Source organism: Amycolatopsis sp. M39 (assembly GCF_001651785.1).
GTDB lineage: Bacteria > Actinomycetota > Actinomycetes > Mycobacteriales > Pseudonocardiaceae > Amycolatopsis > Amycolatopsis rubida.
Genome location: NZ_LWSF01000006.1, coordinates 17259 through 40510, shown reverse-complemented (window position 1 = coordinate 40510; position 23252 = coordinate 17259). Strand labels below are relative to the sequence as shown.

The following is a 23252-nucleotide window of genomic DNA, read 5'->3' as shown; positions in this document are numbered from 1 at the left end:
GGCCGCACCCGTCCGGTTCTACTGCGGGCGGCGACCGCCCGGTTCTTCCGGAGGCTCCCCGGTGATGGCCGGATCGACGCCTTGCTGACTCCAGGTTAACCTGTCGCCGCAACTCGCTTTCGCCCTGCCCCGGCCGTGCACCGTCACCACCGCGAGCACCGCAGCCGCGAGCCACAGCCCAGCCGACCCGAGCCCCAGCAAGTGCAGGCCGTGCACGAACGACGCGTGCGCCGCCGGTTCTCCCGCCACCGCACCGAAAACCGCCACGCCGAGCGCGCCGCCCGCCTGTCGCGCCGCGTTGTTGAACCCGCCCGCGATGCCCGCCCGCTCCCCAGGCGCGTCGGCGACCACGGCAGTCACCACGGCGGCGGTCAGCAGTCCCATCCCGGCGCTGAGCACCAACAGCGTCGGCAGCAGCGTCCAGTACCCGGTGCCGGGGCCGATCCGCAGCAGGTTCAGCATCGCCGCGACGCCGAGCAGGAGCCCGGCCACGATCTGCGGGCGCGAGCCGAACCTCGCGGTGAGCCGTCCGGAAACCGGGCCGAGCAGCGCCATCGGGACGAACATGGGCAGCACCGCGGCGGCCGCGGCGATCGGGTCCGCGTCGAGCACGTCCTGCAAGTAGAGCGTGAACACCAGCACCGAACCCAGGCCGACGAAGTTCATCGCCGCGGACACCAGGTTCGCGCCCGCCGTCTGCCGCGAGCGCAGCAGCGGCAACGGCAGCATCGGTGCCGGAGCGCGCCGTTCCACCACCACGAACGCCACGGCCGCCGCCACCGCGAGCAACCCGGCCCACGGTGTCTTCGCGATCACCGCGTACACCCCGGAGCCGAGCGCTAACGCAGCGGTCGCCGCCCCGGGAACGTCCACGCGGCCCGGTTTCCGGACGTCCGGCGGCACCAGCCGCCGGGTCGCGACGGCCGCCGCGGCGACGATCGGAACGTTCAGCCAGAACACCGGCCGCCATCCGGCCGTCTGCACGAGAATCCCGCCCAGCAACGGTCCGGCAGGCAAGGCGAGCGCCGAAATCCCGGCCCAGACCCCCAGTGCCCGGGCACGTTCCGCACGGCCGGGGAACGTCCCGGCAATCACCGCCATCGTGCCCGGCAGCACCAACGCCGCCCCGGCCCCTTGCACCGCCCGGGCCGCGACCAGCCAGCCCGCCGACCGCGCCAGCCCGCACGCCGCCGAAGCAGCCCCGAAAACGCCCAGCCCGGTCAGCACCACGACGCGGTGCCCGAGCACGTCGCCGAGCGCTCCCCCGGTCAGCAGCAACGCGGCGAGCACGACCGAATAGCCGGCCACCACCCACTGCAGCTGCGGAACGTTCGCGCGCAGTTCGCCGCCGAGAGTGGGGAGAGCGACGTTGACGACGGTGACGTCGAGCTGCACCAGGAACATCCCGGCGCACATGGTGAACAGGATCGCGGTGCGCATGGGCCCAGCAGACACCGGGAACGCTTCCGTCGCGGTGGAAGTGTGCCGGGAGCATGCTGGAGGCATGGAAGGAGACGCCGACATCGCGCGCACCGCCGCCCTGTTCGCCGATCCGGCGCGGGTCCGCGTGCTGATGGCCCTCGCGGACGACCGGTCGCTGGCCGCGTCCGTGCTGGCCGGCGAAGCGGGCCTGACCGCGCAGGGCGTGAGCGCGCACCTGTCGAAACTGCTGGCCGCGGGCCTGGTGACCGCGGAAAAATCCGGCAGGCACCGGTTCTACCGCATCGCCGGCGCGGCCCCCGAGCTGCTGGAAGCGCTCGCCCGGCACTCCCCCGCGCGCCCCGTCCGCTCGCTGCGGGAGGGCACCCGCGCGGAAGCCCTGCGCACCGCGAGATTGTGCTACGACCACGTCGCCGGACGCCTCGGCGTGACCGTCACGGCGGCCCTGCTCGACCGCGGCGCACTGGCCACTGTGGATGGTGACCCGACCACGCGACGGCGGGCCGGGGACCGGATTTCCTCGCAGCTGCAAGAACATCCGTACGTGCTGGGCCCTGCCGCCGACGACGTGTTCGCCGCGTTAGGCGTGGATGTCGAGGCGGCCGCGGAGAGCCGTCGTCCGCTGCTGCGGTTCTGTCTGGATTGGACAGAGCAGCGCCATCACCTGGCCGGAGCCCTGGGCGCAGCAGTGACGCGACGGTTTCTCGACGCGGGGTGGCTGCAAAGCCGCACGAAGGCGCATCGAGCGGTGCGGCTCACCGAAAGCGGGAGCGCGGAGCTTGAGCGGGTACTGGGCCTCGTGAGTGCTGATCACGGTTAGCACCGCGATCGCCACGCACGAGGGCGTCAGCGATGCGCCGCGGCCAGCACCGCGTCCGGACCGCACCGCGCGCACGGCGTGAACCCGAGCTGCCGCGCCTCGCCGACGCCGATCGGGATCGTGTCGCGGCCGGACAGCCAGCCGCAGTCCACCAGGTGGTAGCGCGGGTACTCGTCGACGACCACGACCTCGTCCTCAAGCTCCGTGACCACCTCGAGGTCCTCCGGCGCGGTCTCCTCCACGGCGGGCGGCGTGTCGCGCACCGCCTTCGCCTCGGACTGGGGTCCGGCTTCCGCGGCGGGCTTCCCGACCTCCGGTTCCGGCACGTCCGCCGGATCGCCCAGCTCGCCCGTCGCCGGGATCAGCGCGGTCTGCTCGGCGTCCGCTTCGGCCGGGGCCGCCTCGTCCTTGTTCTCCGCCGAATCCGAGTCCGGCTCGGAGTCCTCGGCGTCGGCCGGCTCTTCGGAGTCCTCGTCCGAGCCGGTGTCCGCGCGTTTGCGCCGGCGCAGCCAGTCGACGAGCAGAAGGAGCCCGGCGAGCACGGAAAGGCCGATGGAAACCCAGGCCCACAGCGAGGTGCCCGTGATGAGCGCCGTGACGAGCAGCCCGAGAGCCGCCAGCACCAGAAGGAGGACGATGTAGAGCACGCTGAATTACAACACGCGCCGCCCGGTTTCCCGATGCGACCCGCCCACGCGGCGTACCCCGCCGGTTCCCCACCGTGGCGGTGCCGGACCCGGACACGCCGAAACCCCGCCGGGTCGGAAGGTCATCCGGCGGGGTGCGTGCGGCGGTCGGTCAGCCTGCCTCGGCGCGCGGGCCGAACGAGTAGCCCTGGCCGCTGTTTCCGGTCGAGGACTGGCTCGACCCGGAGGACGCCGACGCCGGGGCCGCGGAGCCGCGGTCGTCGAGCTCGCGCAGCTGGGACTCGAGGAAGCCGCGCAACCGGGTGCGGTATTCGCGCTCGATCGTGCGGAGCTCTTCGATCTTCTTGCCCAAAGCGCCCTTTTCGGCGTTCAGGTTGTTCATCGTCTCGGTGTACTTGCGCTGCGACTCGCGTTCCAGCGTGGTCGCCTTGTCGCGCGCCTGGCGCTCCAGCGTTTCGACGCGCGTGCGCGCGTCGTTCAGCATCGTCTCGGCGCGGGTGCGCGCCTCGTTCACCATCGAGTCGGACTTCGCCCGGGCGTCGGACAGCAGCTGCTCGGACTTGGTCCGCGCCTCCGCCAGCATCCCGTCGGACTCGGTCTTCGCCTCGGCGGTGAGCCGGTCGGCCATTTCCTGGGCCAGGCCGAGCACCTTGGCCGCCTGGACGTTCGGCTCGCCGCTGTCGGGGACCATCGAGTGCGCCTGGGTCTGCTCCATCGCCGAAGCGGGAGGCGGAACCGGGGCGAGCCGCCGCGACGGCTCGGGGTCGCGGCCCGGCGGCGGGCCGGCGACCTTCGCGTTCTCGAGCTCCGAGCGGGTCGACTCGAGCTCGGAGTCGAGCTGCTCGACCTGCTGGCGCAGCTCGTTGTTGTCCTCGATCAACCGGGCAAGCTCGGTCTCCACCAGGTCGAGGAACGCGTCCACCTCGTCCTCGTTGTAGCCCCTCTTGCCGATGGGCGGCTTGCTGAACGCGACGTTATGCACGTCAGCGGGGGTCAACGACATCAGATCACCTCACGCACTCCATGGCCTGCAGGACACACCCGGGTTTTCCCCGATCACCTGGGTGTCAGTTGCATCGCGAAGAACACAACCAACAGCAGCACCATAATCGACAAGTCCAGTCCTACGCCGCCGATCCGGACCATCGGAATGATCCTGCGGAACAACCGCACCGGCGGGTCGGTCACTGTGTAGATGGTCTCGAGCGTCACCGCAACCCCTCCGGCGGGACGCCATTCCCGTGCGAAAGTCCGCACGAGCTCGACCACGATCCGGGCCGTGAGCAGCAGCCAGAAGGCAAACAGCACGTACCAGATCGCAAGCCACACAGCATTCACGGCGACCACTCTAGCGGGGGACGGCCGGATGGGGCGCGACCAGCCGCCCCGAGGGCGGCATAGTCGACAAAATCACGTCTGGCTGCGCCCAGCGGTCCTCCCCCGTTCACCCGCGCAGGAACAATCCGCCCTCGGCGATCCGCCTGCGGTCCTCGGCGGTCACGTCCACATCGGGCGGTGAGAGAAGGAACACCTTGTTGGTGACCTTGTCCATCGACCCCCGCACGGCGAACGCCAGTCCCGCCGCGAAGTCCACGATCCGCTTGGCGTCCGCGTTCTCCATCTCGGTGAGGTTGATGATCACCGGAATGCCCTCGCGGTAGTGCTCGCCGATCGCCCGCGCCTCGATGTAGCTCGTCGGGTGCAGCGTGGTGATCCGGCTGAGCGGGTCCCGGACCGGCGCGGCGACCGGTTCGGCGACCGGGCGCAACCGGGCGATCGGCTCCGGCTGGCGGTCCACGGCGAGCGCGCCGTGCGTCGTCGGCTCGGCCGCCATCGACCGCGACCGCACGCGAGCGGCCGGTTCGCCGTAAGTCTCTTCGACATCGCGGTAGCGCGCCCGGGACCGCGCCGGCGGCTGGTCGTAGCCGTCGTCGTAGTCGTCGTACCCGTCGTCGTAGCCGTCTTCGTCCGCGGGCACCATCCCGAAGTAGGCCTTCAGCTTCTGCAGCGCGCTCATAGCCTCTCCCTAGCCCTCTGCCGCTCCCGCACCGTTGTGCCCCGCCCGGCCGGACACGAAACGTCACCACCGGGCGGACTCCCTACGGCGAGGCTAAACCGCGCCCGCCGAGCAACGCGGTTCCGACACGCACACACGTGGAGCCGTGCCGGATCGCCTGGTCCAGATCATGGCTCATCCCGGCGGAGACGTCAGCCGCTTCCGGATACCGGGCACGGACTCTTTCCGCCGCGCGGGACAGGCGGGCAAAAGCAGTGCCCGGGTCCTCCCCCAACGGGGCCACAGCCATCACGCCGCGCAGTCGCAGCTCCCCCGTGTGGGCGATGCGGTCGGCGAGGGCGTCGAGCTCCTCGAGCCGGGTCCCGCCGCGCGCGACGTCGCCGTCGAGGCTCACCTGGACCAGGACGTCGAGCGGTCCGGTCCGCTCCCCCGCCTCCCGCGCGGCGGCGACCGCGCGGGCGAGCGCGTCGGCGAGCCGCGCCGAGTCGACCGACTGGACCTCGGCCGCCCAGCGCACCACCGACCGCGCCTTGTTCCGCTGCAGCCGCCCGACCATGTGCCAGCGCGGCGCGGCTTCCGGGCGCAGCTGGGCGACCTCGGCCGCCTTCGGACCCGCTTCCTGGTCGCGGTTTTCGGCGAGGTTCAGCAGCCCGAGGTCGGTCAGCACCGCGGCGTCAGTCGCCGGGAAGGTCTTGGTGACGCCCAGCAACCGCACCTCGTCGCGGGAACGACCGGCCTCCGCGCAGGCGTTCGCGATGCGCTCCTCGACCGCGGCCAGCGACGCCGCCAGCTCCGCCCGCCGCTGCTCCGCCGGGTCCTCGGTCACGCCTGCTCCTCTTCCAGCCAGGTGATTCCGGCGATGCGGCCGGTGGTGCCGTCGCGGCGGAAGCTGAACAACGTCTTGTCCTCCGCCGTGCACCGCGGATCCGCCCCGACGCGGCCGACGCCGAGGTCGGCCAGCTGCTGCCAGAGCCCGGCCCGCAGGTCCAGGCTGGTCGTGCCCTTGCGCGTTGTGCCGGAACTGCCAGGCAGATGTTTCTCGACGTCCGCGGCCATCGCGGCCGGGACCTCGTAGCAGTCGCCGCAAATGGCCGGACCGAGCAACGCCTCGACGCGGCCCGGTTCGGCGCCGAGCTCGCGCATCGCCTCCAGCGCGGCAGGCACCACGCCGACGCGCGCGCCGACCCGGCCCGCGTGCACCGCGGCGACGACGCCCGCTTCCGGATCCGCCATGAGCACCGGAACGCAGTCCGCGACCAGCACCACGAGCGCGACGCCCGGACGATCGGTCACCAGCGCGTCGGTCGCTTCGGCGGCGGAGGTCTCGGTGCCGTCCACGACGGTCGCGGTGCGGCCGTGCACCTGCTCCATCCAGGCCAGCTTGTCCTCGGCGAGACCGAGTTCGGTCGCCAGCCGCTTGCGGTTGGCGTAGACGTCGCCCGCGTCGTCGCCGACATGGTCGCCGAGGTTGAAACTCTCGTACGGCGGCCGGGAAGCCCCGCCCGCCCTGGTCGTGACCACTCGTCGTACTCGCACCCCGTCATCCTGCCAAAAACCGCGGCGGCCGCCGGGGGCGAGGCTCGTGAGCGGCGATCCCGGTTCTCACCGGCAGCAGCGCTCACGAGGCCGGTCTGGCCGCCGCACGCTTCTGCCCACTGCGCCCATGCCCCGCGGCCACCGCAGCAGCTGCCTTGTCCCGCGCAAGTACGCGTCGTGGCCGGGCCCTCGCGAGTGGCGATCCCGGCAAGAACCGGCACCAGCGCTCACGAGCCCTGCACCCCAAAGCCTCGTAAGTGGCGATCCCAGTGAAAACCGGCACCAGCGCTCACGAGGGCCCGGGCACGGCAACGGCCGCCCCGAACGTGTCGGGACGGCCGTCGCTCGCGAGTCCTTGCTTACCGCCGCATGAACGGCGGCACGTCCACGTCGTCGTCGGTCGGGTCGTCGTGCACCGTCGTCGGGCGGCTCGGCAGACCGCCCGACGCGGAACCGGAACCGATCGGCGAATAGCCGCGCGAGCCGCCGCCCGGCTGGGGAAGGCCGCCCGGCGGGGTGCCGGTGCCCGGCTGCGGCAGGCCCGACGGCGGAGTCCGCGGCGGAGCCACCGGGTAGCCGGAGCTGCCCGCCGGGGGCACCGGGGTGGCCCCGGTCTGCGGCGGGGTCTGCGCGGCCGAACCGCCGCCGACCTGGCCCGCCGCGGCGGACGCGGTGCCGTTGCCCTGTTTGCCGCCGAACGCGGGCGGGTCGAGTTTCTTGTGGGTGGGCGCGCCCGCGTCGAACCCGGCCGCGATCACCGTGACGCGGACCTCGTCGCCGAGGGAGTCGTCGATGATCGTGCCGAAGATGATGTTCGCGTCCGGGTGCGCCGATTCCTGCACGAGCGACGCGGCCTCGTTGATCTCGAACAGCCCGAGGTCCGATCCGCCCGCGATGGACAGCAGCGCGCCGTGCGCGCCGTCCATCGACGCTTCCAGCAGCGGCGAGTTGATCGCCTTCTCCGCGGCCTGGATCGCCCGTCCCTCGCCGCGCGCGGAGCCGATGCCCATCAGCGCGGAGCCCGCGCCGGACATGACGCTCTTGACGTCGGCGAAGTCCAGGTTGATCAGGCCCGGCGTGGTGATCAGGTCGGTGATGCCCTGGACACCGGAGAGCAGCACCTCGTCGGCGGAGCGGAACGCGTCCATCAGGGACACGCCGATGTCGCCGAGCTGCAGCAGCCGGTCGTTCGGGATCACGATCAGCGTGTCGCACTCGTTGCGCAGCTGCTGGATGCCCTCTTCGGCCTGCTTGCCGCGGCGTTTGCCCTCGAAGGTGAACGGGCGGGTCACCACGCCGATCGTGAGCGCGCCGAGCTTGCGGGCGATCTGCGCGACGACCGGCGCGCCGCCGGTGCCGGTGCCGCCGCCCTCGCCCGCGGTCACGAACACCATGTCGGCGCCCTTGATGACCTCTTCGATCTCCTCGCGGTGGTCCTCGGCCGCCTTCTGCCCCACCTCGGGGGCGGCTCCGGCGCCGAGTCCGCGGGTCAGTTCCCGGCCGATGTCGAGCTTGACGTCGGCGTCGGACATGAGCAGTGCCTGCGCGTCGGTGTTCACCGCGATGAACTCGACACCCTTGAGGCCGACCTCGATCATCCGGTTCACGGCGTTCACGCCGCCGCCGCCGATGCCGACGACCTTGATCACCGCAAGGTAGTTGTGCGGGGGCGTCATCGGGTCCGCCTTCCTGATCGTGATGTGCACATGCCGCCCGCCGGGGCCGGAAACCCTCAACCTCAACCCGAGAGTGAGAGTTATGTCAACCACCGGCGTCAAGGCAGGACGGTAGGCGCCGCGCAAGCTCTAATCCAGTAGCCACGCCGTGAGCGGCAAAGGTGTTTTGCCACAACGCGAAGCCGCGCGCAAGGCCGGAGCCCGCCGCGAGGCCGGGCGCGCGGTCTGCTATGCGGGCACGGAAGTGACCAGAACGACGTCGCTCGACGGCTTCCCCGACGGCGATCCCCCGGCCTGCTCCACGCTCACCGCGAACTGCTGCGCACCAGCCAGGCCGTCCGCCACCACCAGCGAACCCGACGGTCCCCCGGGCAGCAGACCAGCCGGGCGCGGCGCGAGGTCCGGGCCCATCAGCCAGGCCTCGTACACCTGCCCGGACTGGACCGGCGGCAGCCCGGACTGCATGAACATCACGCGGTCCAGCTTCCGCGAAACGACCACCGTGCCTCCGCCCCCGCGCGGCGACGTGACGTGCTCGGTCCGCGTGTCGGGCGCGGTGAGCAATTCGGCCACCGGCAGGTAGCGGTCGCGCGCGGCGCCCAATTCGGACTGTGCGCTGTTCAGCTGGCTGCTGGTGTGCAGCGCGATCCCGCCGAACACGCCGGCCAGGGCGAGCCCGATCACCGCGGCCGCGGCGGCGATGAGCATCGGCCAGCGGCGCGGTCCGCGCGGACGCGGTTCCGCGGCGCCGGTCCGCGGCGGCAGCTGGCGCGTCGTGCGCATTTCCGTCAGCACCCGGTCCTTGAGGCCGGACGGCGGCTGCTCGTCCATCGCCGCGCCGAGCCGGGCCGCGGTCTCGCTCAGTTCCCGCACCTCCTGCGCGCAGGCCTCGCACTGCTCGAGGTGACGGCGGAACTGGGCCCGCTCGACCTCCGTCAGCGCGTCGAGCGCGTACGCGCCGGCCAACGTGTGCATCTCCGGGCTGCTCACGCCGTCACCCCCAAGCAGTCGCGCAGCCGGATCAACCCGTCGCGCAGTCTCGTCTTGACCGTCCCCTGCGGCGTGTCCAGCACGTCGGCGACCTCGCGATAGGTGTAGCCCTGGTAGTAGGCCAGGAGGACCGATTCCCGCTGCAGTTCGGTGAGCGTCTTCAGGCAGCGCCGCACCTGCGAACGTTCCAGCCGGGTCGCGACGGATTCGGCGACCTCGTCGAACGGCCGCCCGCGCGCGGCTTCGAAGGTCGCTTTGCGCTCCCGTTCGGTGCTCGCCCGGGCGGACCGGACCCGGTCGACCGCGCGGCGGTGCGCGAGAGTCATCGCCCAGTTCAGGACGCTGCCCTTCGCCGGCGAATAACGCGTCGCGGTCTTCCACAGCTCCACGAGCACCTCCTGCGCGACCTCTTCGGACTGCGCAGGGTCTCGCACGATGCGGCGGACAAGCCCGTAGACGGGACCGGCGAGCTGATCGTAGAGCCGCTCGAAGGCGCGTTCGTCCCCCTTCGCGACCAGCGCCATCAGGTCCTCGGCACCGGTCGAGGGCACCGCCGAGAGCCGGTCCGCCGGGCGTGCGCTCTCATCCATGGAGGGCTCCTGCCGTGTTCTGTCCGGTCCGGGCGGCGAGCGGGGCCTTGCGCCGCCACAGCGCGAGCCCGTGGCGGCGGATCAGCGCCGCGACGCGCTGCGGTTGCAGCGGCCTGCCCAGCAGGAACCGCGCGAGCGTGCGGATCCCGACCGGACGGCGGACTCCTCGCAGCGTAGCGGTCAGCGCGGCGTCTCCGTCGTGCTGGAGGACGACGGTCAACGCCAGCAGCGTGTCCGGCCGCGGCAGGTGCATCCGGTACTCCCCCGCCATCTCCTGGAACGGCGACACGTAGAACTCCTTGTCCGCCCGGAGGTCCCCGAGGTCCCCGCCGGGCCGGAGCAGGTAGGCGTGCCGTCCGCCGTAGGTGTTGTGCACCTCGGCGACCACGCAGGCGAGCGCGCCGTCCGGCGTGTGGCACCAGTAGACCGTGATCGGATTGAACACGTACCCGAGAACGCGCGCCGACGCGAGCATCGTCACCGGTCCGCCGCGCAAGTCCACTCCGCGGTGCGCGAGCCAAGCGTCCAGTTTGGACCGGATGTCGCCGGGCTCGTCCCGGCTGAAGTGGTCGCGGCCGTCGAAGCGCGCGAACGGCCGGAGCCACCACGGCAGCCGCGGCAGGTCGTCGAGGTCGGTCCGCCACAGGTACATCCGGTGCGCGAAGGAGTACGGCGGGTCGGCCCGGCGGACGTGCGCGACGGTGGCGTCGTAGAGAGCGGTCACCAGCTCACCCCGAAACTGGCCGCGGCGCGGACGCCGGAAGAACAGCCGTCCTCGTGGAATCCCCAGCCTTGATAAGCCCCGGCATACGCGAGGACACCGTCGTTCAATTCCGCCAGGCTCCTCTGCGCGGCAACCGATTCCGGCGTGTAGATCGGGTGCTCGTAGGACATTTTCGCGACCACTGCGTCCGAATCGAGGCCGACGCTCGGGTTGAGGGTGACGGCGTACGTCGTCGCTTCGTCGAGGCCCATCAGGCGATTCAGGTCGTAGGTGACTTGGACAGCGCGCATGTCCGCCCCGCAGCCAGGCGTCCGGTAATTCCAGGAAGACCGGGCACCAGGCACGGTCGGCAGCACGGCGGGATCAGTGTGCAGCCAAGCTTCGTTGCGCGAGTAGCGGAAAGCACCGAGCAGTTTCTGTTCCGCCGCGGTGGGATCCGTCAGCATGCGCAACGCTTGATCCGCATGCGTCGCAACCACGACGCGGTCGACCCGGTGTGCTGTGTCGGCATCGTCGCGCACCTCGACGCCGCGCGCGGTCCGCCGCACCGCGCGTACTGGAGTGGACAGATGCACTGCGGTGAGCTGCTTGGCCGCCCGCTCGACGTACTCCCGCGAACCGCCGGCAACCGTCCGCCAGGTCGGCGAATTCCGCACGGTGAGCATTCCGTGATTGCGCAGGAATTCGAACAGATACCGCGCCGGATACTGCATGGTGTCGGTGCGATCGGCGGACCACACCGTGGACACGAGAGGCAGCACGAAATGGTCCACGAAGTACCGCGAATACCCGCCGATCGCGAGGAATGCGCCGAGCGGGACGTCGCCCGCGTCGGGGCGGGCCAGCAGGCGTCCGGCGTGCCGGTGGAACCGCTTCACCTCGGCCAGCATGCGCAGGTAGCGCGTGGACGCGACGTTGCTCCGTTGCGCGAACAGCCCGCGCACGCCCTTCGCCCCGGCGTACTGCAGGCCGCAGCCGTCGCAACGGATGCTCATCGACATCTCGGTCTCGCGGGTGCGGACGCCCAGTTCGCCGAACAGCCGCAGCAGCGTCGGGTAGGTGCGCTCGTTGTGGACGAGGAACCCGGTATCGACGGCGACGGTCCCGCCGTGCGCGCTCGGCACGTCGTGGGTGTGGGCGTGGCCGCCGAGCCGGTCGTCGGCTTCGAACAGCAGAACCTCGTAGCGGCGCTGCAGCAGGTACGCGGCGGTGAGGCCGGCGACCCCGCTGCCGATGACAGCGATGCGTTGTCCCGTGGTGTGGTGCACGGAAGGCATTCGGCGCCGCGGCCGGGCCGGATTGGCGCCAATCCGGGCGATCCTCGGCTCCGAACCCCTCGCATGCCGAAATCCGCAGCCCACCGACTCGCCGGCTTCGCCGAACGCGTCCTCGGCGGCCCGCTCCCGGTCGCCGTCCGCACCTGGGACGGGCACCAGGCCGGACCGGCCGGACCGACCGTCGTCCTGAAAAACCGCCGCGCGCTGCGCTGGCTGCTGTACTCGCCTGGCGAACTGGGCCTGGCCAGGGCTTACGTCTCGGGCGATCTGGACGTCGAGGGGGATCTCACCGAGGGCTTCCGCCGGGCCTGGGCCTACCGGCCGCACCTGTCCGCACGAGACTTCGGCGAGGCCGTGCGTCTGGCCGCCCGGCTCGGAGTGTTCGGCCTGCCGCCGAAGCCGCCCGCCGAAGAAGCCCGGCTGCGCGGGAAGCGGCACACCCTCGGCCGGGACCGCTCCGCGATCTCGCACCACTACGACCTGTCGAACGCCTTCTACCAGCTGCTGATGGACGATTCGATGGCGTACTCCTCGGGCTACTGGTCCGAGGACGCCGGCTCTGCTGGTCTTGCTCGCGCCCAGCACGACAAACTTGAGCTGATCTGCCGCAAACTCGGCCTGCGGCCGGGCATGCGCCTGCTCGACGTCGGCTGCGGCTGGGGTTCCCTGGTCGTGCACGCGGCGAAGCACCACGGCGTCCAGGTCGTCGGCGTCACCATCTCCGCCGAGCAGGTGCAGCACGTCAAAACCCGGCTTGCGCAGCACGACCTGGACGACCGCGTCGAAGTCCGGCGGCAGGACTACCGGGAACTCGCCGGAGAGACCTTCGACGCCGTAGCATCCATCGAGATGGGCGAACACGTCGGCGAAGAGAACTACCCGGCCTACGCCGCCACGCTGCACCGGATGCTCAAACCCACCGGCCGCCTGCTGCTGCAGCAAATGTCGCGCGGAGCGGTCGCACCCGGCGGCGGCGCGTTCATCGAGCGCTACATCGCCCCCGACATGACCATGCGCCCGCTCAGCCGCACCCTCGGCCACCTTGAAACCGCGGGCTTCGAAATCCGCGACGTGCACGCGTTGCGCGAGCACTACGTCCCGACTGTGCGAGCCTGGGCAGACACGCTGGAGCAGCACTGGGACGAGGCCGTCGCGCTGATCGGCGAGGCCGGAGCCCGGGTCTGGCGGCTTTACCTCGCAGGTGGTGCACTCGCCTTCGAGGAGAACCGCATGGGCGTCGACCAGATCCTCGCGGTGCGACCGGACGCGACCGGCCGCTCCGCCCTGCCGTGGACGAGGGAGTGGGCATGATCGCGCTGCTCGCCCTCACCGCCGGAGTCACCCTGGTCGCGGTGACCCTGACCTTCGGCATCGCCCGCCTGCGCCGCCGCTACGACACCATCGACACCTTCTGGGGCCTGGGCTTCGCCCTCGTCGCGGTGGTCTCGTTCCCCTTCGGCACGGGCCCGCTCGCCCTGCGCCTGACGACGGCCGCGCTCACCGTCGTCTGGGGCGTGCGTCTGGCCGTTCACCTGCACCTGCGCAACCGCGGCAAGCCGGAAGACCCGCGTTACCAGCAGATAGCCGAACGCGCGGGCGCGAATCCCGGCGTCCGGATCTTCGTGCGGACCTACCTGATGCAGGCCGTGGTCCTGTGGTTCGTCTCGCTGCCCGTGCAGTTCGCCATGTCCGGCACGGGTTTCGGCGTCACCGCCTGGCTGGGCGTGGCGGTCTGGCTGGTCGGCTTCGCCTTCGAAACCGTCGGCGACGAGCAGCTGCGCCGGTTCCGCGAGGACCCGGCGACCCGGGGCCAAGTCCTCGACACCGGCCTCTGGCGCTACACCCGGCACCCGAACTACTTCGGCGACGCCTGCGTCTGGTGGGGCCTCTACCTGCTGGCCTGCTCGACGTGGCCCGGTGCGTTGACGATCCTGTCCCCGGTCGCGATGACCTTCACCCTCGCCCGCGGCACCGGCAAGCCCATGCTGGAAAACGGCATGCGGCACACCCGCCCCGGCTACGCCGGCTACATCGCCCGCACCAGCGGATTCGTCCCGCTGCCCCCGAAGAAGTTCACTGACCGATGAGCTTCCGCGACAACTCGTGCGGCCGCGAGGTCTCCTTCACCTGACACTCGACCACCGTTCCGGCCGTCACCAGCCGCGCGGCCCAACCGCTGCGGGCCTCCCGGCGGCGGTCATCAGCTCGCCGGGCACGTGCGCTTGCTCGCCGATGCGCCCGGGGCACTCCCAGGCCATGGTCGCGCGCAGCGGTTCGAGGTCGCCGGCCAGCTGCGCGCGATCGGGGCTCACTCCCCGGTGAGACCGTCGGTCAGCTCCCGCAACAGGTCAAGATGCCCGAGATGGCGCGCGGTCTCCTCGATCATGTGCGTGACAACCCAACGCACCGTGAGCGGCTTGTCCCCCTTGAACAGCACCGTGTCGTCGAACCCCCGCGCCGCCACGACCGCCCGGCACTGCTCGGCCTCCGCCTCGTAGTCGGCGATCAACTGCGTCATCGGCAGCTTCAGCGCGAGCCGGAACTCGGCATCGCGATCGATCTCAAGCCGATCCGCCCACGCGTCCGGCTGCCCGTCGAGCACGACCCGGAACCAGTAGTTCTCCACGAGCGTGAGATGGCACAGCAGCCCGGCGATCGTGGTCAGCTCGCTGGGCACCTGCGTTCGGCGGGCCTGCTCGTCGGTGAGCCCGGAGCATTTCCACACGACGCTGGCGCGCAGGAAGTCGAGGAAGCCGGTGAGCTGGGCGCGCTCGTCCCCCGCCATCGGCGGATCGGGACGTTCAGGAGCATCGGTCACCGTTCGCAGTCTGCCGTACCGGGCCACCCCTTTCCGCGTTTTAACTTGCACACAATGTAATTGTGCACTATCTTCAACAGGGGAGTGTTCCCCCACCGTTTCGAAGGAGACAGCGATGCCCAGCCGCGACGCGACCACCCACTGGACCGGCGGACTGCAGAAAGGCAAGGGCGAGGTCACCCTCGACTCGTCGAACCTGGGCGCCTACGAGGTGTCCTTCCCGACCCGGGCAGGCGATCCGGACGGCCGGACCAGCCCCGAGGAACTCATCGCCGCCGCCCACTCCAGCTGCTTGGCGATGAACCTCTCCGGCGTGCTGGAGTCCCGGAAACTGGAAGCCGAGTACATCGACGTCTCCGCCGAGGTGACCCTCGGCCCGGCCGACGGCGGCGGCTTCGAAATCAGCGGCATCGCCATCACCCTGCGCGCGAAACTGGACGGCGTGACCGCGGACCAGTTCGCCGAGCTGGCCACCGCCGCCGAACAAACCTGCCCGGTCTCCAAGGCCCTCTCCGGCACCACCATCACCCTGGACGCCGCACTGGCCTGACCCCCGCCGGTCGTGCGGAGGGCTCTGCTTCCCCCAGGGTCCCCCGCACGACCCGCGATCGGCCGCGCGGAGCCGGTTTTGTCGGTGCTCGATCCTACGATGCGGATCGTGAAAAGACATGTCGACGAGGACCTGCACGACGCGGAGTTCCGCGAGTGCGATCTGACCGGAGCGCGCCTGATCGGCGTGGTCATGCGGGACGCCGTGATCGACGGGCTCGTCTCCAACCTCGTGGTGAACGGCGTCGAAGTCAGCGAGTACGTCGAGGCGGAACTGGACCGCCGCCATCCGGTGCGAGTGCTGATCCGCTCGGCGGACCTCGCCGACCTGCGCGAGGCAGCGCGCCGGCTCCGTGCCGGCTGGACCGCGACGATCGAGCGAATCCGCCGCGCACCAGGCATCGAACGCCGCAGCGTGAACGACGAATGGTCCGCGGCGCAGACAATGCGCCACCTGGTCTTCGTCCACGACTCTTGGTTCCGCCGCTGCTGCCTAGGCTCGACGTCGCAATTCACGCCCATGGGCATCGGCCCCACCGTCGAGCCCTACCGCGAAGCACACGGGCTAGACCTCTCGCTAGATCCGTCCCTAGACGAAATCGCGAACGTGCGCGACGCACAAGCCGCCGAACTAGAAGCCTGGCTGGACAACGTCACCACCGCCCAGCTAACAGCACCAGCCCCAGTACCCGACGACAACGTCTGGCCGCCCTACGCAAGAGGCCGCTCAGTGCGCCAATGCCTAGGCACCGTGCTCACCGAAACCTTCGAACACCACAGCTTCTGCACCAGAGACCTAGACCTCATCGAAACCGCTGGCTAAAGCATCCGCAGCCAGTGCACCGCCCAACCAGGCAGCCACCCCCTGATACGAAGCCAAAACACGGCGCGGGGGTGCTGGTCAAGGAAGCTTTCCGCCCTGACCAGCACCCCCGCGCCGTAGTCACACCCCAGCTTCGGGGCGCCCTAACCGAGCACCGGGCGCAATGTCGCCGCCGGGCGACGAGCCACCCCCTCAGGAAAACGCCGCACCATTAACCTTGGCCCACTCAGCAAAAGAAACCCCGTCCCGCCCCAGCAATTCCTCCACCACCCCAGTAGGAACCTGCGGCTCCCGATCAGTCACCGCGAAATTCTCCAGCAACCACGAAGCAACCCCCTCCGGATACCCGGCCCCGACCCACTCGGCAATCTGCTCCTCCGGGGTCAACTCCACGAACCGCAGCGCCTTCCCCACCGCACCCCCGATAGCCGCAGCCATCGCCTCCAGCGAAATCCCCTCCGGCCCGCTCACTTCATAAGTCCGCCCCCCATGCCCTTCCGCGGCCAGCACCTGGGCAGCCACCGCGGCGATATCCCCCAAATCAACGGGCGTCTGCGTAGCCCGGGGATAAACCGACCGGACCTCCCCCCGCTCCCGAATCGAAGCCGCCCACCCCAACGAATTGATCATAAACGCCCCGGGCCGCACAAACGTCCAGTCGAATTCACCAGCCCGCACCGCGGCCTCGACCGCGGCGAACCCGTGCCCGCTGGACATCGGATGCGTATCCCCCACACTGGACCCGGACAGCGCGACCACCCGCGGAATCCCAGCCGCCGAAGCCAGTTCGCAAAACCGCGAAACAGTCCGCGGGTAAGGAGCCAGATAAACCGCTTCGACCCCGGCCAGCGCAGCAGGCAACGTCGAAGGCTTGGCCAGCGACCCGACCGCCACCTCGACCCCGTCCGGCAATGCCGCCCGCTCCGGGTCCACCGTCAACGCCCGCACCGGCACCCCGCGAGCCACCAGCTCGTCAACCACCAGCCGCCCGACGTTGCCGGTCGCACCCGTCACCAGAACTGTCATGCCCCCACCTTCTCGTATGGCGTACGAACTCGACTAGCGTACGGCATACGGAAGGCTCGTGAACAGCTATGCCGACGCTCACCGGCATCGCCACTCACGAGGTGATGGTCGGCAGCTCAGGCGCGGAAACGTCGTAGATCTTCCCCTGCTGGGTCAGCAACGCAGCCAGCACCTTCGCCTTGCGGTCAGTGTTCTCCGCGTTCCCCCACCGCACAGTCTTGCCGGTGGACAGCGTGAACTCGACACTCGCCGGCGTCTGCGCGGTGACCGTCTTCGTCTGCTTCAGCAACTGCTCCGGCAGCACCCCGAGCACCGCGGTCACCGCGCGAGTGACCGGATCGTCCACCGACACTTTCGGCAGCTTCAGCTCGGGCAGCCCGACCGGCCGGGTCTTCACCGTCTTGAACACGACCCCGCTGCCGTCGACCAGGTGCACCCCGTCGCCGCCGGGACCGCTGTCGAAGAACGCGATCGCGGTCCGTTCGGTCACCGCGATCTCCAGCGTCGTCGGCCACGACCGGGACACGTCGACGGTCGCGATGCCCGGCATCTGGGCCACCCGGTCGCGGATCCCGTCGACGTCCGCGCGCAGCATCGGCTGATCGGGCGGCACTGCGGCGGTCGCGCGGATCTGGTCCGCCGACACCGTTTTCGCGCCCTGCACCTCGACCGTCTTCACCGCGAGCAGCGAGCTGAAGAACAGCAAATACCCCAGCGCGACCAGGGTGACCACAGTCAGCAGAGCCACCCAGCGACGGCGGATCTCCTTGCCGCGCGTGGGCCGGGACTTCCGCGCGGCAGCCCGCGTCGAACGGCCCGAACGCGCGGAGGTCCGGGCACGAGTGCGCCGGCGTTCCTCCTCGGTCCGCCTCCCGCGTCGTTCCCGGGCCAGGGCAGCACGCTGTTCCTCGCCCGCGCGAGGCGCGGGCGAGCGACGGCGCTGCTGCCGGGTCTCGGTCATCGTCGGCCGGCCCTCCGGTCCAGCTCGGCCAGGATCTCCGGGCCCAGCTGCGTCACGTCGCCCGCGCCCATGGTGATCGCGAGATCGCCCGGACGCACGAGGTCAGCGACCAAACCGGCGGCGACGTCGAAAGCGGGCTGGTAATGCACCGGAACGGTCACCCGGTCGGCGATCAGCGCGCCGTTCACGCCCGGCACCGGCTCCTCGCGCGCGCCGAACACGTCGAGCACCACGACCTCGTCGGCCAGCGACAACGCTTCGGCGAACTCGGCGGCGAAAGTCTGCGTGCGCGAGTAAAGATGCGGCTGGAACACGACGACGACCCGTCCGCTGCCCGCCGCCGTGCGCACCGCGCGCAGCTGCGCGGCCACCTCGGTCGGGTGGTGCGCGTAGTCGTCGTACACCCGGACGTCGCCCGCGCGGCCCTTGAACTCGAACCGGCGGCGCACCCCGCCGAACGCGGCGAGCCCGGCGGCCATGCCGTCCAGCGGCGCGCCGAGTTCGAGCCCGGCGAGCAGCGCGGCGACCGCGTTGAGCGCCATGTGCTCGCCCGGCACCGCGACCCGCAGGTCGTGTTCTTCGCCGTCCAGCGCGACCCGCACGACACCGCCGTCCGGCGCGGGCGTGTAGTCGAGCACGCGCACGTCGCCCTCGCCGGAAGCGGCACGCCCGTACCGGCGCACCCGCACTCCGGCAGCGGCGGCCTCGTCGCCGAGCCGGGCCGCGCCCTCGTCGTCGGCGCACACGATCAGCAGCCCGCCCGGCGCGATCTGGCCGACGAAGTCGCCGAACACCTTCACGTACGCCTCGGCGGTGCCGTGGTGGTCGAGGTGATCGGGCTCGACGTTCGTCACCACCGCCACCGACGGCGTGTAGGTGAGAAAGGAGCCGTCGCTCTCGTCGGCTTCGGCGACGAACACGCCGCCCTCGCCGTGGTGGGCGTTGGCCCCGGATTCGTTGAGGTCGCCGCCGATCGCGAACGACGGGTCCATCCGGCAGTTCTGCAGCGCCACGGTGAGCATCGACGTGGTCGACGTCTTGCCGTGCGTTCCCGCGATGCACGCGACGCGGTGCCCGGCCATCAGCCCGGCCAGCGCCTGCGCGCGGTGCAGCACCGGGATGCCGCGTTCGCGGGCCGCGGCGAGTTCCGGGTTGGCCTCCTTGATCGCGGTGGACACCACGACGGCCGACGGCGGTTCGGCCAGCTCCGCGAGGTTGTCCGCGGTCTGGCCGACGAACAGCGTGGCGCCCTGCGCGCGCAGGGAAAGCAGCGCGCGCGATTCCTTGGCGTCCGACCCGGACACGGCCGCGCCGCGGGCGAGCAGAATCCGCGCGATGCCGGACATCCCGGCCCCGCCGATCCCGATCAGGTGCGCCCGGCGCAGCCGCGCGGGCAGTTCGGGCGTGTCAGGCACCGGCGGCCTCCAAAACGATGCGGGCGAGGGTCTCGTCGGCCTCGCGGTGGCCGAGCCCGACGGCGGCCGCGCTCATCGCGGCGACCCGGTCGGCGTCGGTCACCAGCGGGATCACCAGCTCGGCGACCTTCTCCGCGGTGAGGTCGGCGTCGGCGACCATCAGCGCCGCGCCCGCGTCGACCGCGGGCTGGGCGTTGACCGCCTGCTCGCCGTTGCCGTGCGGCAGCGGGACGAACACCGCGGGCAGCCCGACCGCGGACACCTCGGCCGCGGTCATCGCGCCGGACCGGCACACCACCGCGTCCGCCGCGGCGTAGGCCAGGTCCATCCGCTCCAGATACGGCACCGGCACATACGGCGGGCGTCCGGGAAACTCTTGCACCACAAGGGAATTCTTCGGCCCGTGCGCGTGCAGCACGCCGACGCCCGCCTCGGCGAAGTCCTTCGCCGCGCCGGAAATCGCGGAGTTGATCGACGCCGCGCCCTGCGAACCGCCGAACACCAGCAGCGTCGGCGCGTCCGGGTCCAGCTCGAAGAATTCGCGTGCCTCGGCGCGCAGCGCGGCCCGGTCCAGCGACGTGATCGAGCGGCGCAGCGGAATGCCGACCACCTCGGCCTTCGGCAGCGGCGTGCCCGGCACCGCGACCGCGACGCGGGAGGCGAACCGGGCGCCGACCTTGTTGGCCAGCCCGGCCGACTTGTTCGCCTCGTGCACCACGATCGGCGTGCGGCCGCGCGCGGCGAGGTACGCCGGCAGCGCGACGTAACCGCCGAAGCCGACCACGACGTCCGCGTGCACCCGGTCGAGCACCTCCCGGGTGCGGCGGACCGCGTCGCGCACCTTCAGCGGCAGCCGGAGCAGCTCCGGCGTCGGCTTGCGCGGCATCGGCACCGGCGGGATCAGCTCCAGCGGGTACCCGCGCGCGGGCACGAGCTTGTTCTCCAGGCCGCGTTCCGTGCCGAGGGCGATCACCTCGGCGTCCGGGCGCAGCCGCTTCACCGCGTCCGCCAGCGCGAGCGCGGGCTCGATGTGCCCGGCGGTGCCCCCGCCTGCGACCACGACGACCGGCGCCCGGCCCGCGGCCGACCGCTCGGTTCCCTTGACGGGCTTGCTCACCAATGACCTCTCCGGTTCGCGGTGCTCCGGGCACCGCGGTTCGCTGTAGTCCGCCGCGCCGACCGGCGGCGTTCCTGTGCCGGTGCGGGCCGGGCCGCACGCGGCGCCGGCCGGGCCGCCTTCGTCCCGGTCCCCGCGCCGCGCGTTCCCTTGCGGGAGGACGGCGGGCGGTACGGATCGGGCGCGGGCAGCCGCAGCAGGCGTCCGAATTTACCCGGCCCGTGCGAGCGCAGCGCGGCCACCGCCTCGGGTTCGTGCCGCGCGGCGTTGGCCAGCACGCCCATGATGAGCATGGTGATCACGAGCGAGGTGCCGCCGTAGGAGATCAGCGGCAGCGTGACGCCGGTGACCGGCAGCAGCCCGACCACGTAGCCGATGTTGATGGCCGCCTGCGCGACGAGGAACACCGTCAGCGTGCCCGCGACGATCCGGATCCACGGGTCGATGTTGCGGGTGGCGATGCGCAGGCCGACCACGGCCACGCCGGCGAACAGCGCCAGCACGACCGCGCAGCCCACGAAGCCCAGTTCCTCGCCGATCAGCGCGAAGATGAAGTCGTTCTGCACGTTCGGCAGGTAGCCCCAGTTCGACGCGCCCTGCCCGAGCCCCTTGCCGAACAGGCCGCCGTCGGCGAGCGCCAGCTTGGCCTGGTTCGCCTGGAACCCCTCGGCCGAGGTGTCCGCGTCCGGCGACAGGAACGACATCACCCGCGCGAGCCGGTAGGGCGCGATGATCGCCAGCACCAGCACGCCGCTCAGGCCGCCGGCCAGGATCACCCCGAAGAGCCGTTTCGGCGCGCCGGCGAACCACAGCAGGCCGAGCAGCACCACCGCGAGGGTGATCGTGCCGCCGAGGTCGGGCTGCAGCATCACCAGCGCGAACATCAGCAGCGCCACCGGCACCACCGGGACCAGCAGATGCCGCCACTGGTGCAGCACGTTGTACTTGATCACCAGGATGTGCGCGCCCCAGAAGGCCAGCGCCACCTTCGCCGCCTCGACCGGCTGGAAGGTGAACACGCCGAGCTTGAACCAGCCCTGCGAACCGTTCACCGTCGACCCGAGCGGCGTCAGCACCAGCAGCAGCAGCCCGAGGCAGACCACCGTCATCGTCGCCGACATCCGGCGGACCCGTTCGAGCCGCACCCGCAGGCCGACCCAGAACACGATCCCGCCGAGCGCGACGAACATCAGGTGCCGGGAGAACAGCGCGTACACGCCGCTGCCGGTCTTCGGGTTGTAGGAGGCCACCGACGACGCGGACAGCACCATCACCGCGCCGATCACGGTGAGGATGCCGGTCAGCGCGAGGACCAGGTGGAACGACGCCAGCGGCCGGGACAGCCAGGCGGTCAGCGCGGTGCGGAGCGCGACGAACGGGCTTTCCTTGCGGACGCGGCGCGGCCGGGGCTTGTCTCCGTCAACGACCGTCATCCGCCGCCCCCGCCGCGCCGTCGTCCAGCGCACGCACCGCGGCTTCGAACGCGTCGCCGCGTTCTCCGTAGCTGCGGAACATGTCCAGCGAGGCGGCGGCGGGCGCGAGCAGCACCACGTCACCAGGACGAGCCAGGGCGCTGGCCGCATTCACCGCCGCAGTCATGGGCTCATCGTCACCCGGAAGGAGGCGGTTGACCGGGACATCCGGCGCGTGTCGCGCGAGAGCGGCCTCGATCACGGGTGAATCGAGGCCCAGCAGCACGGCGGCGCGCAGCCGTCCGCCGACCGCGGCGACCAGCTCGTCCACCGACGCGCCCTTGAGCTGCCCGCCCGCGATCCAGACCACGCTTTCGTGCGCGAGCAGCGAACCGAGCGCGGCGTGCGGGTTGGTGGCCTTCGAGTCGTTGACATAGCGGACGCCGCCGATCTCGGCGACCTCCACCGCGCGGTGCGGCGCGGGCTCGTACGCGCGCAGCCCCTTCCGCACCGCCGCGGGCGTGACTCCGTGCGCGCGGGCCAGCGCGGCCGCGGCGAGCGCGTTCGCGAGGTTGTGCGGTCCGGCGGGGCGGACGTCGGCGATCTCGGCCAGCTCCTCCGCGCTCGTCTCCGGGTCGGCCCCGAACGCGCGGTCCACCAGCAGGTCTTCGACCAGGCCCAGTTCCCCGGCGCGCGGGGTGTCGAGCACGAACCCGATCCGCCGGGCGCCGTCCGGCGCGTGGTCCTCGGCGATCCGCGCGGACCACGGGTCGTCGACGTTGTGCACGACGGCGCGCGAACGCTCGTGCACACGGCCCTTCGCGGCGGCGTACTCCGCCATCGAACCGTGCCAGTCGAGGTGGTCCTCGGCGAGGTTCAGCACCACCGACGCGTCCGGCGCGATCGTGGACGACCAGTGCAGCTGGAAGCTCGACAGCTCGACGGCCAGCACCTGGTGCCCGCCGCGGACCGCGTCGAGCACCGGATAGCCGACGTTGCCGCAGGCCACCGCGTCGGCCCCGGCCGCGCGCAGGATCGACTCCAGCATGCCGACCGTGGTCGTCTTGCCGTTCGTGCCGGTGATGACCAGCCATGCGGGCGGATGCTCGCGCAGCTGCCCGATCCGCCAGGCCAGCTCGACGTCGCCGATCACCTCGACGCCCGCCTCGGCCGCCGCGACCAGCAGCGGAGACGCCGGCCGCCAGCCCGGGCTGGTCACCACGAGCGCGGTGCCCGCGGGCGGTTCGGTCAGGCCGGGCACCAGCTCGGCGTCCAGGTCCTTCAGCTCGGCGAGCCGGTCGGCGTTGCCGTCGGTGACCGTGACTCGCGCGCCCAGTTCGCGCAGCACGGGAACGACCGATTTCCCGGTGACCCCCGCGCCCGCGACGAGAACGTGTGTGCCCTCCAGCTGCAC

The 23252-nt window shown here is 71.4% G+C and carries 25 protein-coding genes; 5 read left to right on the top strand and 20 right to left on the bottom strand.

Going from position 1 to position 23252, the window contains the following annotated elements; all coding sequences use genetic code 11:
• Positions 1-18 precede the first annotated feature (18 nt).
• Positions 19-1440: an MFS transporter gene (locus A4R44_RS17395; RefSeq protein ID WP_198545327.1), complete on the bottom strand. Its 1422-nt coding sequence runs from the start codon at positions 1438-1440 to the stop codon at positions 19-21.
• A gap of 64 nt (positions 1441-1504) precedes the next feature.
• On the opposite strand from A4R44_RS17395, the gene A4R44_RS17390 reads away from it, so the two are divergent.
• Positions 1505-2260: a helix-turn-helix transcriptional regulator gene (locus tag A4R44_RS17390; protein WP_067581347.1), complete on the top strand. Its 756-nt coding sequence runs from the start codon at positions 1505-1507 to the stop codon at positions 2258-2260.
• A gap of 26 nt (positions 2261-2286) precedes the next feature.
• Here A4R44_RS17390 and A4R44_RS17385 read toward each other — a convergent pair whose 3' ends face one another.
• The 11 genes from A4R44_RS17385 to A4R44_RS17335 all read right to left on the bottom strand — a co-directional run bounded on the left by A4R44_RS17385 (position 2287) and on the right by A4R44_RS17335 (position 11717).
• A complete protein-coding gene (locus tag A4R44_RS17385; protein ID WP_067581345.1) occupies positions 2287-2907 on the bottom strand; it encodes a hypothetical protein in 621 nt (206 codons plus the stop codon).
• A 151-nt stretch (positions 2908-3058) separates the two neighbouring features.
• Positions 3059-3910 carry a DivIVA domain-containing protein gene (locus tag A4R44_RS17380; RefSeq protein ID WP_067581343.1) on the bottom strand — a complete coding sequence of 284 codons (852 nt, stop codon included), beginning with the start codon at positions 3908-3910 and terminating at the stop codon, positions 3059-3061.
• Between the two features lie 53 nt (positions 3911-3963).
• Positions 3964-4236: a YggT family protein gene (locus A4R44_RS17375; RefSeq protein WP_037367937.1), complete on the bottom strand. Its 273-nt coding sequence runs from the start codon at positions 4234-4236 to the stop codon at positions 3964-3966.
• A 115-nt stretch (positions 4237-4351) separates the two neighbouring features.
• Complete coding sequence (locus A4R44_RS17370; protein WP_067581341.1) at positions 4352-4924, bottom strand: cell division protein SepF; 573 nt, start codon at positions 4922-4924, stop codon at positions 4352-4354.
• A gap of 82 nt (positions 4925-5006) precedes the next feature.
• The gene (locus A4R44_RS17365; RefSeq protein ID WP_067581339.1) at positions 5007-5750 is read right to left on the bottom strand and encodes a YggS family pyridoxal phosphate-dependent enzyme; all 744 of its coding nucleotides are present in this window, start codon (positions 5748-5750) and stop codon (positions 5007-5009) included.
• On the bottom strand, positions 5747-6460 hold the full coding sequence (pgeF, locus tag A4R44_RS17360; RefSeq protein WP_067581338.1) for a peptidoglycan editing factor PgeF: 714 nt from the start codon (positions 6458-6460) through the stop codon (positions 5747-5749). The genes A4R44_RS17365 and pgeF overlap by 4 nt, the downstream gene beginning before the upstream one ends.
• 359 nt (positions 6461-6819) lie before the next feature.
• Entirely contained in the window at positions 6820-8136 is a 1317-nt protein-coding gene (gene ftsZ / locus A4R44_RS17355) for a cell division protein FtsZ (RefSeq protein WP_067582264.1), read from the bottom strand.
• 228 nt (positions 8137-8364) lie between these two features.
• Positions 8365-9126 carry an anti-sigma factor domain-containing protein gene (locus A4R44_RS17350; RefSeq protein ID WP_095213411.1) on the bottom strand — a complete coding sequence of 254 codons (762 nt, stop codon included), beginning with the start codon at positions 9124-9126 and terminating at the stop codon, positions 8365-8367.
• Positions 9123-9716 (bottom strand): ECF RNA polymerase sigma factor SigK, encoded by a 594-nt coding sequence (gene sigK, locus A4R44_RS17345; protein ID WP_067581333.1) that lies wholly within the window; start codon positions 9714-9716, stop codon positions 9123-9125. Before sigK ends, A4R44_RS17350 begins: the two co-directional genes overlap by 4 nt.
• Positions 9709-10443, bottom strand: a complete 735-nt coding sequence (locus A4R44_RS17340) for a DUF1365 domain-containing protein (RefSeq protein WP_067581332.1) — start codon at positions 10441-10443, stop codon at positions 9709-9711. The genes sigK and A4R44_RS17340 overlap by 8 nt, the downstream gene beginning before the upstream one ends.
• Positions 10437-11717 carry an NAD(P)/FAD-dependent oxidoreductase gene (locus tag A4R44_RS17335; RefSeq protein ID WP_067582260.1) on the bottom strand — a complete coding sequence of 427 codons (1281 nt, stop codon included), beginning with the start codon at positions 11715-11717 and terminating at the stop codon, positions 10437-10439. The genes A4R44_RS17340 and A4R44_RS17335 overlap by 7 nt, the downstream gene beginning before the upstream one ends.
• A 63-nt stretch (positions 11718-11780) precedes the next feature.
• On the opposite strand from A4R44_RS17335, the gene A4R44_RS17330 reads away from it, so the two are divergent.
• Both A4R44_RS17330 and A4R44_RS17325 read left to right on the top strand, forming a co-directional pair.
• Positions 11781-13028, top strand: a complete 1248-nt coding sequence (locus A4R44_RS17330; RefSeq protein WP_067581330.1) for a cyclopropane-fatty-acyl-phospholipid synthase family protein — start codon at positions 11781-11783, stop codon at positions 13026-13028.
• A complete protein-coding gene (locus A4R44_RS17325) occupies positions 13025-13804 on the top strand; it encodes a DUF1295 domain-containing protein (protein ID WP_095213441.1) in 780 nt (259 codons plus the stop codon). Before A4R44_RS17330 ends, A4R44_RS17325 begins: the two co-directional genes overlap by 4 nt.
• Positions 13805-13870: 66 nt before the next feature.
• On the opposite strand, the gene A4R44_RS47980 is transcribed toward A4R44_RS17325, so the two are convergent.
• Both A4R44_RS47980 and A4R44_RS17320 read right to left on the bottom strand, forming a co-directional pair.
• A complete protein-coding gene (locus A4R44_RS47980; RefSeq protein ID WP_157904907.1) occupies positions 13871-14029 on the bottom strand; it encodes a hypothetical protein in 159 nt (52 codons plus the stop codon).
• Positions 14026-14535, bottom strand: coding sequence for a DinB family protein (locus A4R44_RS17320; protein WP_067582257.1), 510 nt, complete (start codon positions 14533-14535; stop codon positions 14026-14028). The genes A4R44_RS47980 and A4R44_RS17320 overlap by 4 nt, the downstream gene beginning before the upstream one ends.
• Before the next feature lie 115 nt (positions 14536-14650).
• Between A4R44_RS17320 and A4R44_RS17315 the strand changes: the two genes are divergently transcribed.
• Positions 14651-15085, top strand: coding sequence for an OsmC family peroxiredoxin (locus A4R44_RS17315; protein ID WP_067581326.1), 435 nt, complete (start codon positions 14651-14653; stop codon positions 15083-15085).
• Positions 15086-15193: 108 nt separating this feature from the next.
• Entirely contained in the window at positions 15194-15907 is a 714-nt protein-coding gene (locus A4R44_RS17310) for a DinB family protein (protein ID WP_198545326.1), read from the top strand.
• Positions 15908-16099: 192 nt separating this feature from the next.
• Here the strand turns inward: A4R44_RS17310 and A4R44_RS17305 are convergent, their stop codons facing one another.
• The 6 genes from A4R44_RS17305 to murD all read right to left on the bottom strand — a co-directional run bounded on the left by A4R44_RS17305 (position 16100) and on the right by murD (position 23252).
• Positions 16100-16933 carry an NAD(P)H-binding protein gene (locus tag A4R44_RS17305; protein ID WP_067581324.1) on the bottom strand — a complete coding sequence of 278 codons (834 nt, stop codon included), beginning with the start codon at positions 16931-16933 and terminating at the stop codon, positions 16100-16102.
• Positions 16934-17027: 94 nt separating this feature from the next.
• A complete protein-coding gene (locus tag A4R44_RS17300; RefSeq protein WP_067581322.1) occupies positions 17028-17894 on the bottom strand; it encodes a cell division protein FtsQ/DivIB in 867 nt (288 codons plus the stop codon).
• A complete protein-coding gene (murC, locus tag A4R44_RS17295) occupies positions 17891-19309 on the bottom strand; it encodes a UDP-N-acetylmuramate--L-alanine ligase (protein ID WP_067581320.1) in 1419 nt (472 codons plus the stop codon). The genes A4R44_RS17300 and murC overlap by 4 nt, the downstream gene beginning before the upstream one ends.
• Positions 19302-20426 (bottom strand): undecaprenyldiphospho-muramoylpentapeptide beta-N-acetylglucosaminyltransferase, encoded by a 1125-nt coding sequence (murG, locus tag A4R44_RS17290; protein WP_067581318.1) that lies wholly within the window; start codon positions 20424-20426, stop codon positions 19302-19304. The genes murC and murG overlap by 8 nt, the downstream gene beginning before the upstream one ends.
• The gene (gene ftsW / locus A4R44_RS17285; RefSeq protein ID WP_067582251.1) at positions 20423-21859 is read right to left on the bottom strand and encodes a putative lipid II flippase FtsW; all 1437 of its coding nucleotides are present in this window, start codon (positions 21857-21859) and stop codon (positions 20423-20425) included. Before ftsW ends, murG begins: the two co-directional genes overlap by 4 nt.
• The gene (murD, locus tag A4R44_RS17280) at positions 21846-23252 is read right to left on the bottom strand and encodes a UDP-N-acetylmuramoyl-L-alanine--D-glutamate ligase (RefSeq protein WP_067581316.1); all 1407 of its coding nucleotides are present in this window, start codon (positions 23250-23252) and stop codon (positions 21846-21848) included. The genes ftsW and murD overlap by 14 nt, the downstream gene beginning before the upstream one ends.

Excerpts from the sequence above, each read along its gene's own strand:
- A4R44_RS17395 (WP_198545327.1), bottom strand. The coding sequence starts at position 1,440 with ATGCGCACCGCGATCCTGTTCACCATGTGCGCCGGGATGTTCCTGGTG.
- A4R44_RS17390 (WP_067581347.1), top strand. The coding sequence starts at position 1,505 with ATGGAAGGAGACGCCGACATCGCGCGCACCGCCGCCCTGTTCGCCGAT.
- A4R44_RS17380 (WP_067581343.1), bottom strand. The coding sequence starts at position 3,910 with ATGTCGTTGACCCCCGCTGACGTGCATAACGTCGCGTTCAGCAAGCCG.
- A4R44_RS17370 (WP_067581341.1), bottom strand. The coding sequence starts at position 4,924 with ATGAGCGCGCTGCAGAAGCTGAAGGCCTACTTCGGGATGGTGCCCGCG.
- ftsZ (WP_067582264.1), bottom strand. The coding sequence starts at position 8,136 with ATGACGCCCCCGCACAACTACCTTGCGGTGATCAAGGTCGTCGGCATC.
- sigK (WP_067581333.1), bottom strand. The coding sequence starts at position 9,716 with ATGGATGAGAGCGCACGCCCGGCGGACCGGCTCTCGGCGGTGCCCTCG.
- A4R44_RS17335 (WP_067582260.1), bottom strand. The coding sequence starts at position 11,717 with ATGCCTTCCGTGCACCACACCACGGGACAACGCATCGCTGTCATCGGC.
- A4R44_RS17330 (WP_067581330.1), top strand. The coding sequence starts at position 11,781 with ATGCCGAAATCCGCAGCCCACCGACTCGCCGGCTTCGCCGAACGCGTC.
- A4R44_RS17325 (WP_095213441.1), top strand. The coding sequence starts at position 13,025 with ATGATCGCGCTGCTCGCCCTCACCGCCGGAGTCACCCTGGTCGCGGTG.
- A4R44_RS17315 (WP_067581326.1), top strand. The coding sequence starts at position 14,651 with ATGCCCAGCCGCGACGCGACCACCCACTGGACCGGCGGACTGCAGAAA.
- A4R44_RS17305 (WP_067581324.1), bottom strand. The coding sequence starts at position 16,933 with ATGACAGTTCTGGTGACGGGTGCGACCGGCAACGTCGGGCGGCTGGTG.
- A4R44_RS17300 (WP_067581322.1), bottom strand. The coding sequence starts at position 17,894 with ATGACCGAGACCCGGCAGCAGCGCCGTCGCTCGCCCGCGCCTCGCGCG.
- ftsW (WP_067582251.1), bottom strand. The coding sequence starts at position 21,859 with ATGACGGTCGTTGACGGAGACAAGCCCCGGCCGCGCCGCGTCCGCAAG.